Raw genomic sequence first — 12,528 nt, 5'->3', positions numbered from 1 at the left:
GATGATGAAACCAATCCCCATATCACAGTTGAAGGCCTCTTTGGTCCGCTCTGGCTAGGAATTACCTTTTTTAAAACAGGAAGTAGCGCTGCGCCATCGGCAGCACCTCGGCGGGCTCGCAGGTCAGCAGCTCGCCATCGGCGCGGACGACGTAGGTCTCGGGATCGACATCGATCTGCGGTGTTGCGCCGTTGTGAATCATGTCGCGCTTTTGCACACGGCGGCAGCCGCGAGCGGCGACGAGCGGCTTCGCCAAGCCCAACGCGGCAACGGCAGGATTGCTCAAGGCAGCCTGCGAGACGAAGGTCACCGAGGTTTTCAGTGCTTTGCCGAAGGCCCCGAACATGGGGCGAAAATGCACTGGCTGCGGAGTCGAGATCGAGGCGCCCGGGTCGCCCATCGGCGCAGCGGCGATCATCCCGCCCTTGATGATGAGGCTCGGCTTTACGCCGAAAAAGGCGGGCCGCCACAGCACCAGATCTGCCAGCTTGCCGACTTCGACTGAGCCGACGGCATGCGCAATGCCGTGCGTGAGCGCGGGGTTGATCGTGTATTTGGCGAGGTAGCGCTTGACCCGAAAGTTGTCGGCGCCGGAGCGGGCCGCGTCCTCGGCGAGCGCGCCGCGCTGCTGCTTCATTTTATGCGCGGTCTGCCAGGTGCGCGTGATGACCTCGCCCACGCGGCCCATCGCCTGCGAGTCGGACGACATCATCGAAAATGCGCCCATGTCGTGCAGGATGTCTTCTGCGGCAATCGTCTCACGGCGGATGCGGCTCTCGGCGAAGGCCACGTCCTCCGCAATCGCGGAGTCGAGGTGGTGGCACACCATCAACATGTCCAGATGCTCATCAATGGTGTTCACCGTATAAGGGCGGGTCGGGTTCGTGGAGGACGGCAGCACATTGGGCAGGCCCACCGCGCGGATGATGTCCGGCGCGTGCCCACCGCCCGCGCCCTCGGTGTGAAAGGTGTGGATGCTGCGGCCCTTGAAGGCACCGAGCGTGGTTTCGACAAAGCCGGACTCATTGAGCGTGTCGCTGTGGATGGCGACCTGGACGTCCATTTCTTCGGCGACGCTCAGGCAGTTATCAATCGCCGCCGGTGTGCTGCCCCAGTCTTCGTGCAGCTTTAGCCCGATCGCGCCCGCCTCGACTTGTTCGCGCAGAGGCTCCGGCAGGCTTACGTTGCCCTTGCCGAAGAGACCGATGTTCATGGCAAACGCATCTGCCGCCTCCAGCATCCGGTGGATGTGCCACGGCCCGGGCGTGCAAGTCGTCGCCAGCGTGCCAGTCGCCGGGCCGGTCCCGCCGCCGATCATGGTCGTGACGCCGCTCATGAGCGCCTCCTCGATTTGCTGCGGGCAAATCCAGTGGACGTGCGTATCCACGCCGCCCGCCGTGAGGAGCATCCCCTCTCCCGCGATGATCTCGGTACCCGCGCCGATCGCGATGTCCACCGCAGGCTGGATGTCGGGATTCCCCGCCTTGCCGATTGCGCTGATGCGGCCGTCCTTGAGGCCGACGTCGGCTTTGACGATGCCCCAGTGATCCACGATCAGCGCATTGGTGATCACGGTGTCGGCGACCTCCGCGGCGACGCGCTGGCCTTGGCCCATGCCGTCGCGGATCACCTTGCCGCCGCCAAATTTCACCTCCTCGCCGTAGCACGTGTAGTCTTTCTCGACCTCGATCCACAGCCCGGTATCGGCCAGGCGCACGCGGTCGCCCGTGGTCGGACCAAACATCTCCGCATGAGCGCGGCGGGAGAGTGTGGCGCTCATCGCGGCCCCTCCCCGTCAAGCGGCCCCATGACCTCGCCGCGAAACCCGTATACGCGCCGCTCACCTGCGAGCGCGACGAGCTCCACCGTACGCGATTGGCCCGGCTCGAAACGCACCGCCGTGCCTGCCGCGATATTGAGCCGGAAGCCACGCGGCGGCGCGGTCGAAGCTCAGCGCTTCGTTGGTTTCGGCGAAGTGATAATGCGAGCCGACCTGCACGGGCCGGTCACCCATGTTTTCGACGCGCAAGGTGAACGTCTCACGGCCTGCGTTGAGCGTGAGCTCGCCCTCCAGTGTTTTTATTTCTCCGGGGATCATACGTATTGTCCTCCTAAACAATCGGGTGGTGCACGGTAACGAGCTTGGTGCCATCGGGAAACGTGGCCTCGACCTGGATATCCGGAATCATCTCCGGCACGCCCTCCATCACCTCGGCACGCGTGAGGATGTGCTTGCCCTCATCCATCAGCTCGGCCACCGAGCGGCCATCACGCGCGCCCTCAAGCAGCGCGCAAGTGATCAGCGCCACCGCCTCCGGATAGTTGAGCCTTACGCCGCGCGCCCGGCGGCGCTCCGCCACCAGGCCAGCAGTGAAGATCAGCAGTTTGTCTTTCTCGCGTGGGCTTAGCTCCATCGTTATCGTCCTCGTTTTTTGAATTAACCGTTAAGTGTTCCAGATACGCGGGATCAGGGCGGGCCGCCCGCTCAAGGCCGGGCGCACCACCGCCCACAGCCGCGTAAACCACGCGCGGCCCGGCTCGCAAACAGGCCCGAGCCAACGTGCCAGCAACACGCCGCCAGGCAATAGCGTGACCGCCCCCGCGCCGAGCTCCGGCGCGATTGCGCAGCAAGCATCGCGCAACGACTCCCCCACGCGCGGCCCGATGACGCACAAGGTCCCCGCGACGGGTGCCCCACCCAAACCGACGGGCGAGTCCAGTAGCGGCGAGCTGCCCGTCACCCGTCCGCGCTCGCGCCACAGCAACCGCGCACCGCAGCCGATCCGCGTGCTCATGGAAAAATCGCCTCGCGCAAAACGCTCTCCCGAGGCCGTCCGACCAAAGCACAGCATTTCAAGGCCGATGAAGTGCGCGCCCGGCGCGAGCTCGACCTCGGTCGTCTGAGTGCCGACAGCACCATCGAACACCAAGCTTTCCTGCGGCAACCACTCACACAGCGCATCGGCGGCCACGCGGATCGTCTGCACCAGCGCGGCAAGAGGGGCACGCGGAGCCGAAGGGGCGCGTGGGACCTGAGGAGCGGGAGGGCTCTCACGCTGTTTCTCCTGCCCCGCGCTGCGATACCACTTGCCCGCGCCCGGCGTAGTCAAAAGCGCGTGCGCCCCTGCTCCGACATCGACGGCGATTTCCAGCGAATCCCCGCCGACGATTCCGGCGGGCGGATGCAGCACAATCGCGTGGCACACGGCCTCGCCCTCGGGGTAGAGCGGCTTTTGCAACCGCAGCGGGCCCACATGGCGATTGCGCACCAACACGCTGCGGGCGCCTCGACGCACAAACTCCAATCCCAGCCGCGCACGCCACCCGGAATCGCGCGACTGCAGAGGACGGCTGAAAAAATTCGTGGGCATGACTGGAGGGCTTGCGATGCAGTTGAGCGACTCAACTGCGGCCAACCGGGTTCCCAGCCCAAACGCATTTGTAGACTGCTGTCTACGCAAAAACTCCCAGCAACCACTACGCGTGGGGCGGCAGGCGGTGCCTGCACCCGTTCACTGTGCGGTTTGCTTGGCGGGCTTTCCGCCCGCCAAGCAAACCGCACAGTTGGAAATGCCCGACCAAAGGGCGGCTTAACCCGTAAATCGAAAAAATCGCCCAAATGGGTACGCGATCCATCCGCGATTCAGGCTCCTTCCCCTGTCGTGAAACGACAGGGGGATGGCTCGTTAAATTTGCGATTTTGTTCGGGCGCAAAGCGCACGGGCAAAATCGCAAATTCAATGGCACGTGGCGCCACGCCACCGCCCCACGCGCAGTGGCAGTCTTCTTTATTGGGGGCACAAAAAAAGCAGCACCGGGGTGCTGCTTTGAGGAAGTGAGGGGCGGCCGTGAAGACCGCTCCCGTTTGGGTTTAGAACTTCCAGTCGACGCCGAAGAAGGTGCCGGTGCCCAGCGCGGGGTAGCCGTGTGCCTCTTCGTAGGATTCGTCGAGGGCGTTTTCCACGCGCAGCCGGAGCGAGAGTTGCTCGTTCACCGCGTAGGAGACGTAGATGCGAAGCGTGGTGTAGTCCTCGGCGTTGAAGGTCGCAAAGGTCTGCGCGTCGATGTCCTCGCGGTCGACGATCCAGCGCACGCCGATGCCGGCGCTCAGGCCATTGCCGAAGTCCTGACCGAGGTCAGCCGTCACCGTGTGGCGCGGACGGCGCAGCAAGCGCTCGTCGGCGCTCTGGTTTTTCGCCTCCAGATAGGTGTAGCCGAGCTGGCCGCGGGTGCGCTCGGCGAGCTTCACGTCGCCCTTTACCTCGACACCGCGAGTGCGGGCACGGCCCACGTTGTAAGTGGTGCTGGGGATCGGGGTGTAGTCGGTAGCGATCAAGTCGCGGAGCCGGTTTTCAAACCAGGTGACGCCGATGACGCCGCGATCCTCGGGCAGGTAGAAGTCCGCGCCCGCATCCCAGCCGCGCGAGGTCTCGGGCTTGAGGTTGGGGTTGCCCACGTAGCTGCCGTAGACGCCGTAGAGCTCAATGAGGCTCGGCGCGCGGAAGCCCGTGCCGTAGCTGGCGCGCAGCTTGAGCTGCTTGTTGGCGACGAGCCAAGCGGCGCTCGCACGGCCCGTGGTCTTCTCGCCAAAGGTGTCGAAGTCGTCGTGGCGCAGTCCCCCCGTGAGGTAGATGTTTTCCGTGGGGTGGAACTCCTGGTTGATGTAGAAGGCCAGCAGGTCCTGGTGCTTGTTGATGTTGGCCCAAGCGCTGGTGTTCTTCGTGTGCAGGTTCTCGGCGGTGACGCCCGCCGTGACGCTGAGTTTGTCGTCGCAGAGCAGGTAGAGCGTCTGCCAGTCGGCGATCAGGCGGCGGTTTTTGACGACGTAATCGGCCGTACCTGCGGTCTCCGGGACGAAGCGGCGGCTCTGTGCACCGAGGGTCACGCGGCTGCTGAGGCGCTCACCATTGCGGAACTCGGAGAACACCGTGCCGAGGAAGTTTTGCTCCTGGCTCTCCTCGTCGAGCGTGGGAGCGAAGCGGCTGCCGGGGCTCTCGTAGTCGCCCTGGAACCAGCGGACGGTCGCGCCGATGTTGATCGCAGGATCGACCTCGACGTCGATACGCGCGGAGGTGTTGATGCTGTCGAAGGAGTTGTTCTCGCGCTCGTTGTCGGTGTGCGAACCGCGCACCGAGACGTTGTAGGCCACGCCCGAGCTCTCGCCCTGCGAGTGGAAGTAGCCGCCGACGCTTTTGAAGGTGCCCCCCTCCAGACCAACGCGGGTCTTCGACTGGGCCGCCGAGCCGCGCTCTGCGCGCAGCGAGATCACGCCGCCAATCGCGTCTGCACCGTAGAGGGTGCTCTGCGGGCCGCGGGCGATTTCGACCGTGTCGCCACCGCCGATGGCCGCGCCACCGAGGAAGTTGCGATAGTCGGTATCCGAGTCGCTCATCCGGATGCCGTCCACTAGGAACAGCGTCTGGTTGGAGTTGGTGCCGCGCAGGAAGATCGAGTTGATGCCACCCGCGGCACCGGTGCGGACGGTGGGCGCGCCGACGATGTCGCCCAGCACATCGCCAAACGACGTGAGCTGACGGCGCTGCGCCTCCTCGGGCGTAATCACATCGACCACAGTGCCGAGCGTGCGCTGCGAATGCGGCGTGCGCGTGGCAACCGTCACGTAGGGCGACAGTTGCGTGGGTTGAGGCTCCTCGACGGGAGCTTTCTGCGTCTGTGCGCTCAAAGCGGGCGCAAGCGCGAGGGAGAGGGCTGCCAATTTCGGAAGCCAGAATCGGTTATTCATAGGTTTGGTTTGCTGGTTCTGAAGCAGGGAAAAACGCGAGGGCCACGATCCGCTGCGAGCGACACGCCTCTTTCATTTGCAGGATGAGAAAAACAGAGCGCAGGCAGGCGAAACAGGGGTGTGCAGCACACCCGGCTTCCCATGCAGGTGTTACGGTCAATCTAAGTAAAAGAACTAAGACGCAAAGCAGGCGGGCGACCTTGGGAACGCCTCACTCACTCAGCAACTGGTTTTTCCACTTAGATTTCGAGGATACACGACGAATGGAACTCGCCCCCCAGCCTCCCACTGCGCGTAGGGCGGTGGGAGTACTGCCCTACGCGGGCGGCGGCAGGCGGTGCCTGCACCCATTTACTGTGCGGCTTGTGTGTCGGGCGTTCCGCCCGATACACAAGCCGCACAGTAAGGGATACCCGACCTTCGGTCGGGCGGTCGTTGACCGATTTTATGGGCGCGGCCTCGTTGGGCCGCGCTAGAACTGCGTTTACCGGTTAACCCAAAAAATCCGCCCAAATGGGTTCCCGCTTCATTCGCATTTGATGCTTCAAGCCCTGTCGTGAAGCGACAGGGAGGCGAATTTGGGAATCGTGTTCCGCCGCGTAGCGGCGGGGCCGATTCCCAAATTCAATGGCACGTGGCGCCACGCCACCGCCCCACGCGGGGTCTTCGACCCTCTCATCTTGCGAGCCGCTCGTTGGCGGCTCGTCCTCGGGCTCGTTCATCATGCGCGCGGCCTCGTTGGCCGCGCGTCGGGCCTACGCGGACAACTGGGTGAGGTTATAGTTCGCTCGGCTCGGTGGGCGTGGGCGTGAAGCGCAGGAGGGCCCAGGCGGAGAGCGCGAGTGCGGCGCACAGCAGCACAAACCAATCGCCGTAGCGCACGTAGAGGCTCTGGCGCTCGGCCCAGCGGGTGTCGCGCGAGAGGGAGATCGTCTTCACGCCGCGGAAGTAGATGCTGCCCTCGGCGTCGGTCATCGTGTCGCGCACATTGCCAAACTCATCGATCCAGCCGCTCCAGCCGCTATTGCCCACGCGGATGACGGGGCGGCGCGTCTCGACGGCGCGCAGCACCGAGTGCGCGGCGTGCTGGACGGCGGCTCCGCTCTGGCCGAACCAGCCGTTATTGGTGTGCACGGTCAGCACCTCGGCGCCGCTGCGCACGCTGGCGCGGGCGAGCTGCGGGTAGGTGTCTTCGTAGCAGACCAGCGGGCCGAGCACGGCGATCCGGCTTTGCATGGGCAGGAGGATCGGGTGCGGATCGCGCCCGCGGCTAAAGTCGTCTCCCACCGGCACGACTTTTGAGAGCCAGCCGAGCAAGGGGCGCAGCGGCACGTATTCGCCAAAAGGGACGAGCCGGCGCTTGGCGTAGTAGCTGGGGGAAATGCCGCCTTCGGGCGTCGCGATGAGGACGGCGTTAAACCACGCCTCTTCGGGGAAGCCGGCGTCTTCGACGGCGATCGAGCCGAGGACGAGCGGGACGCGCACCCGGGCGGCCAGCGAGTTTACGAAGTCGCTCGCGCGCGGCTCGCCGAGCACCGCCCAGGGCGTCACGGCCTCGGGCCACAAAATCGCATCGGGCCACTCGCGCGCGGCTTGCAGCGTGAGCTGCTCCAGCGTGCGCTCGATTTGCTGGCCGTGCGCGGGCTCCCACTTGAGCTCTTGCGGCACGTGGGGCTGCACGAGCGTGAGCCGCGCGACATCCTCACGCCGCTGGCGAAACGTGTCCCCGAGCATCAGGAACGAGGGAAAGATCAGCGCCATCAGCGCGACCATGAACTCGGGGCTGCGCTTCCTGAGCCCCTTGTGCGACTGGCGCAGCAAGCGGTGCGCGTAGGCCGCCAGGCCGAGGTTGAAGAGGATGAGCAGAAAGGAGACGCCGCCCTGACCGGTCAGCGAAGCGACCTGGAGGACAATCGAGCGCTGCCACTGGCTGGCGGCGAGCGGCAGCCACGGGAAGCCGCCGAAGGCCCACTGTCTGGTCCACTCGATCACGGCCCACAGCGCGGCGAGCCCGAGGATGACCATGATCCGCTCCAGCGGGCGGCGCGTGTGCATGCGCGGCATGGCCCACCACACGGCCCCATACCAAAGCCCGACCCACGCGCCCACGAAAGGCGCGAGCAGCAGGAGCCCCGCCCAGGTGACGTGGTGCAGCCAACCGAGAATCACGCCCCAGGCGACGGCTTGCGCGGCAAAGAGCGTGCCCGCGTAGAGCCGGAAGCGCGGGCGCGCATAAGCCCAGAACACCGCAGGCGCGGCAAAGGCATAGGCGAACTCCGAGGTCTTGAAGGGCGGAAAGCTCAGCGCGGTGAGCACCGTCGTGACGAGGAAGATGCCGACTGCCCAAAGGCCGTCGCGCTGCTGCGCCCAGAAAGACGGGCGCTCCGCGTAGGGGTCATCGTGCGCTGCCGGAGCGGGGCTGGGCGCAGCCCGGCGGCTGCTTTTGCTTTGCACGGAGTCTTTGTCGGGCTGCATCGGTCGGGGGCGGGAGGGCGGGAGCGGCGGGAGGGCGCGGGATTTGCGGGCCTCACTGGCGGTGCGCAGGGTCAGGCGCCGTGGCAGTGTTTGTACTTTTTACCCGAGCCGCAGGGGCAAGGGTCGTTGCGACCGACCTTGGGCATGTCGCGCCGGATGGTGACCTTGGGCAATTCGATCTCCTGCGACGGGTGGGCAGAGCGCGCGGGGAGCGCACGACCGCCGCGAGCTGGGGGAAGCGCCCCCATCGTGCGGGTGGCACCGCCGCCACCGCCAATCGCGGGGGCCGCATCGTCGGCGGGCCCCTGCGCGCGCGCCGAGCGGCTGAGCAGCGCGAGCATGTTTTCAAAGGCTTCGATATTCGAGGCGCTGCGAAACAGGCCGGTGCAGATTTGCAGCCGCACGTTATTCATGAGCTCCTCGAAGTACTTGAAGGCCTCCCCCTTGTACTCGACGAGCGGATCCTTCTGGCCGTAGCTGCGCAGGCCGATGGAGCGGCGCAGCTCCTCCATCTCGGTGAGGTGCTCCTGCCAGTGGCGGTCAATCGCGTTGATGATGACGTAGCGCTCGAGCGCGCCGAGCGCTTCGGGGACCTCGACCGATTCCTTGACCGCATAGGCTTGGGAGACGCGTTCGAGGAGCTGGGCACCGAGCGCGTCGATGTCGCTGCCCTGGAGCTCCTCAGCCTTCAGGCTGATCGGGAAATGCGAGTTTATCCAGCCGACGAGCTGGTCGATATCCGCCTGGCTGGGCGCGCTCTTCTCGCCGTAGCCGGCGTTTTCCAGGCGCGTGAGAATCTCCTCCTGGACTTGCTCGAAGATGATGTCCTTGGGCCGCTCGGCGTGGATCGCCGCGTTGCGGATGCCGTAGACGACTTCGCGCTGCTGGTTGAGGACGTCGTCGTACTGGAGGAGGCGCTTGCGGATCGAGTAGTTCTGCTGCTCGACCTTCTTCTGGGCGCTCTCGATGGAGCGGTTTAGCCAAGGGTGCGCGAGCTCCTCACCCTCCTTCATCGAGCCTTCCATGAGGCGCGAGGCGAGGTTCCCCTGAAGGAACAGGCGCATGAGGTTGTCCTCCAGCGAGAGGAAAAACTTGGTCATGCCCGGGTCACCCTGGCGCGAGCAGCGGCCGCGCAACTGGCGGTCGATGCGGCGCGACTCGTGCCGCTCGGTGCCGATGACGTAGAGGCCGCCGCTCTCGCGCACGCCGGGCCCCAGCTTGATGTCGGTGCCGCGGCCCGCCATGTTGGTCGCGATGGTGACGGCACCGGGCAGGCCCGCGCGCGAGACGATCTCCGCCTCCTGCTCGTGGAACTTTGCGTTGAGCACAGTGTGCACGATGCCCGCGCGCTTGAGCATGCGGGAGAGCACTTCGGAGGACTCGACGGAGACGGTGCCGACGAGGACGGGCTGGCGGCGGCGGTGCGCGTCTTCGATCTCCTTGAGGACGGCATTATACTTGTCGCGGCGGGTCTTGAAGATGGAGTCGTTGTGATCGATGCGGATGCAGGGCCTGTTCGTAGGGATGACCTGCACGGCGAGTTTGTAGATGTCGTGAAACTCGCTGGCCTCCGTCTCCGCAGTACCCGTCATGCCGGCGAGTTTTTCGTACATGCGGAAGTAGTTCTGGATCGTGATCGTCGCGTAGGTGCGCGTCTCGCGCTCGATGGTGACGCCCTCCTTGGCCTCGATCGCCTGGTGCAGCCCGTCCGACCAACGGCGCCCGGGCATGACGCGGCCCGTGTTCTCATCGACGATCATGACCTTCCCGTCCTGCACGACGTACTCGATGTCCTTTTCGTAAAGCGAGTAGGCGCGCAGGAGCTGGGAAATCGCGTGGATCTCCTCGGAGACTTCGGCGAAGCGCTGCTGGGCGGCGAGCTTGCCCGCCTCGCGCTGCTCGGGCGTGCCCGCGCTCTCGCGGTCGAGCTCGGAGTACTCGGTCGCCAGATCGGGCAGCACAAAGGCATCGGGGTTATCGGGGCGCAGGTGCAGGCGCCCGCGCTCGGTGAGGTCGGCCTGCTGCTGGCGCTCGTCGATGGCGTAGTAGAGCTCTTCTTTCAGTTTGTAGTACTCGGCTTTGTTGAAGTCCGAGCTCATCTCGGTCTCAAACTTGTCGAGCGCCTTGCGCCACTCCGCGTTTTCCTGAAGTCGCAGGAGCTGCTTGTTCTTCGGGTGGCCGATCTTGACTTGCAGCATCTTGGTGATGGCGGCGCGGCGCTCGTCTTCGCTGGCCGCGCTGCCCCTCTCAAGCGTCGCGCGCGCCTCGGAGATCAGCGTGTTGCAGAGCCGCTCCTGCACGGCGACGAGCCGGTCAATCGAGGGCCGCAAGCGGGTAAAGGGCTGCTCGCGCTCGATCGGAGCCGGACCGGAAATGATCAGCGGCGTGCGCGCTTCGTCCACGAGGATGGAGTCGATCTCGTCCACGATGCAAAACCAGTGGTCGCGCTGGACCTGGTCTTCGCGGCGGGTCGCCATGCCGTTGTCGCGCAGGTAGTCGAAGCCGAACTCGCTAGCGGTGCCGTAGGTGATGTCGCGCGAGTACATCTCGCGCCGCAGCTCGGAGGGCATCTGCTGCTGCACGCAGCCGACCGTCACGCCGAGGAAGTTGTAGAGGTGGCCCATCCACTCGGAGTCGCGGCGGGCGAGGTAGTCGTTGACCGTGACGAGCTGGGTGTTTCGCCCCGTAAGCGCGTTGAGGTAGAGCGGCAGCGTGGAGACCAGCGTCTTGCCCTCGCCGGTAGCCATCTCGGCGATGCGGCCTTCGTGGATGGCGAGGCCGCCGATGAGCTGCACGTCGAAGTGCACCATGTCCCACACCAGCTCGTGCTCGCAGACCGTGATGCTGCGGCCCTGAAGGCGGCGGGCGGCGTTTTTTACGACGGCGAAGGCCTCGGGCAGGAGCGCTTCGAGCGCGGCGTGCTTGTCATCGGCCTGGGCAATGCGCGCGCGAAACTCGTCGGTCTTTGCCCTGAGTTGCTCGTCGCTGAGCGCCTGGTACGAGGCCTCAAGCTCGTTGATGCGCGCTACAATCGGGCGGCTGCGTTCGAGGAATTTCTTATAGTGCCGCCCAGCAAAGCGTTTGAACAAAAAGGAAAACATGAAGGGGCGGGTCTACAGAGTAGCCCCCAGCCAACGCAACCCCTCTTCGAGGGGAGCTTCCCGGAGGGGCGCAGCATGCGGTTTCGGGCCGCGATCAAGGGAGGGCGCTTTCGCGGCGACTCCGCGCGCCGCAGCCGCAGCCGACGCGCCACTCCCGACGGCGCCCACATTGCCGGCCGCCACTCACACCGTTTTAAAGTACGCGATCGTGCGCTTAAGCCCTTCTTCGAGTGCCACGGTGGGCTGCCAACCGAGTGCCGATTGCGCGAGGCTGATGTCGGGGCGGCGCTGCTTCGGATCGTCTGCGGGCAAGGGCCGGTGCACGATCTTCGAGCGGCCACCGACGAGCCGCAGGACGAGCTCGGCGAGCTGGAGCATCGTAAACTCGCCCGGGTTACCGATGTTCACCGGCCCGACGGTTTCGCTCTGATTCATCAGCCGCACGAAGCCCTCGATCAGGTCGTCCACATAGCAAAACGAGCGCGTCTGCGAGCCGTCGCCATAGACGGTGAGGTCTTCGCCGCGCAGGGCTTGCACGATGAAGTTGGACACCACGCGGCCGTCGTTGGGGTGCATGCGCGGGCCATAGGTATTAAAGATGCGCACGATCCGGATATCGACGTGGTTCTCGCGGTGATAGTCGAAGAACAGCGTCTCGGCGACGCGCTTGCCTTCGTCGTAGCAGGAGCGCTGGCCGATGGGGTTGACGTGGCCCCAGTAGCTCTCGGGCTGCGGGTGCACCGCCGGATCGCCGTAAACCTCGGAGGTGCTGGCCTGGAACACACGGGCGCGCACGCGCTTGGCCAGCCCCAAGCAATTGATCGCGCCGATGACCGAGGTCTTCGTGGTCTTGATCGGGTTGTACTGGTAGTGCGGCGGCGAGGCCGGACAGGCGAGGTTGTAGATCTGGTCGACCTCAAACTTGAAGGGGTCGATCACGTCGTGCCGCACAAACTCGAAGCGCGGATTGCCGAGCAGGTGCGCGATGTTCGCCTTGCGGCCGGTAAAGAGGTTGTCGAGGCAGATGACCTCGTGGTCTTCGGCCAACAAACGATCACAGAGATGAGAGCCCAAAAAACCGGCACCGCCGGTGACGAGTATGCGCATATGGGACAAGGGGCATGCGAAACCGCTCCCCACTTTGCAAGGGGTCTTCGCCCCCATTTCTCCACTGCGCGTGGGGCGCGGTCTTCGACCGTTTTATTGTGC

The 12,528-nt window shown here is 65.2% G+C and carries 7 protein-coding genes and 1 pseudogene; all 8 read right to left on the bottom strand.

Annotated features, from left to right (window positions below; translation table 11 throughout):
* Window positions 1-70 precede the first annotated feature (70 nt).
* The 8 genes and pseudogenes from ureC to AXK11_RS02020 all read right to left on the bottom strand — a co-directional run bounded on the left by ureC (window position 71) and on the right by AXK11_RS02020 (window position 12,426).
* Window positions 71-1,780: an urease subunit alpha gene (gene ureC, locus AXK11_RS02055; RefSeq protein WP_068628846.1), complete on the bottom strand. Its 1,710-nt coding sequence runs from the start codon at window positions 1,778-1,780 to the stop codon at window positions 71-73.
* Window positions 1,777-2,098 (bottom strand): annotated as a pseudogene (locus tag AXK11_RS02050) (urease subunit beta). The gene ureC and the pseudogene AXK11_RS02050 overlap by 4 nt, the downstream one beginning before the upstream one ends.
* Window positions 2,099-2,111: 13 nt before the next feature.
* Window positions 2,112-2,414 carry an urease subunit gamma gene (gene ureA, locus AXK11_RS02045; protein ID WP_068628844.1) on the bottom strand — a complete coding sequence of 101 codons (303 nt, stop codon included), beginning with the start codon at window positions 2,412-2,414 and terminating at the stop codon, window positions 2,112-2,114.
* Between the two features lie 30 nt (window positions 2,415-2,444).
* Entirely contained in the window at window positions 2,445-3,371 is a 927-nt protein-coding gene (locus AXK11_RS02040) for an urease accessory protein UreD (RefSeq protein WP_068628842.1), read from the bottom strand.
* A gap of 500 nt (window positions 3,372-3,871) precedes the next feature.
* Window positions 3,872-5,743, bottom strand: a complete 1,872-nt coding sequence (locus tag AXK11_RS02035; RefSeq protein WP_082780762.1) for a TonB-dependent receptor plug domain-containing protein — start codon at window positions 5,741-5,743, stop codon at window positions 3,872-3,874.
* Between the two features lie 777 nt (window positions 5,744-6,520).
* Window positions 6,521-8,218 carry an apolipoprotein N-acyltransferase gene (lnt, locus tag AXK11_RS02030; RefSeq protein WP_068628838.1) on the bottom strand — a complete coding sequence of 566 codons (1,698 nt, stop codon included), beginning with the start codon at window positions 8,216-8,218 and terminating at the stop codon, window positions 6,521-6,523.
* 71 nt (window positions 8,219-8,289) lie between these two features.
* Window positions 8,290-11,319 (bottom strand): preprotein translocase subunit SecA, encoded by a 3,030-nt coding sequence (gene secA / locus AXK11_RS02025; protein WP_068628836.1) that lies wholly within the window; start codon window positions 11,317-11,319, stop codon window positions 8,290-8,292.
* Between the two features lie 183 nt (window positions 11,320-11,502).
* Complete coding sequence (locus tag AXK11_RS02020; RefSeq protein ID WP_068628834.1) at window positions 11,503-12,426, bottom strand: UDP-glucuronic acid decarboxylase family protein; 924 nt, start codon at window positions 12,424-12,426, stop codon at window positions 11,503-11,505.
* Between the last annotated feature and the right edge of the window lie 102 nt (window positions 12,427-12,528).

This window comes from Cephaloticoccus primus (assembly GCF_001580015.1).
Taxonomy (GTDB): Bacteria; Verrucomicrobiota; Verrucomicrobiia; order Opitutales; family Opitutaceae; genus Cephaloticoccus; species Cephaloticoccus primus.
This window is presented reverse-complemented; position numbering and strand designations above follow the sequence as displayed.

Excerpts from the sequence above, each read along its gene's own strand:
- ureC (WP_068628846.1), bottom strand. The coding sequence starts at position 1,780 with ATGAGCGCCACACTCTCCCGCCGCGCTCATGCGGAGATGTTTGGTCCG.
- AXK11_RS02040 (WP_068628842.1), bottom strand. The coding sequence starts at position 3,371 with ATGCCCACGAATTTTTTCAGCCGTCCTCTGCAGTCGCGCGATTCCGGG.
- lnt (WP_068628838.1), bottom strand. The coding sequence starts at position 8,218 with ATGCAGCCCGACAAAGACTCCGTGCAAAGCAAAAGCAGCCGCCGGGCT.
- secA (WP_068628836.1), bottom strand. The coding sequence starts at position 11,319 with ATGTTTTCCTTTTTGTTCAAACGCTTTGCTGGGCGGCACTATAAGAAA.
- ureA (WP_068628844.1), bottom strand. The coding sequence starts at position 2,414 with ATGGAGCTAAGCCCACGCGAGAAAGACAAACTGCTGATCTTCACTGCT.
- AXK11_RS02035 (WP_082780762.1), bottom strand. The coding sequence starts at position 5,743 with ATGAATAACCGATTCTGGCTTCCGAAATTGGCAGCCCTCTCCCTCGCG.
- AXK11_RS02020 (WP_068628834.1), bottom strand. The coding sequence starts at position 12,426 with ATGCGCATACTCGTCACCGGCGGTGCCGGTTTTTTGGGCTCTCATCTC.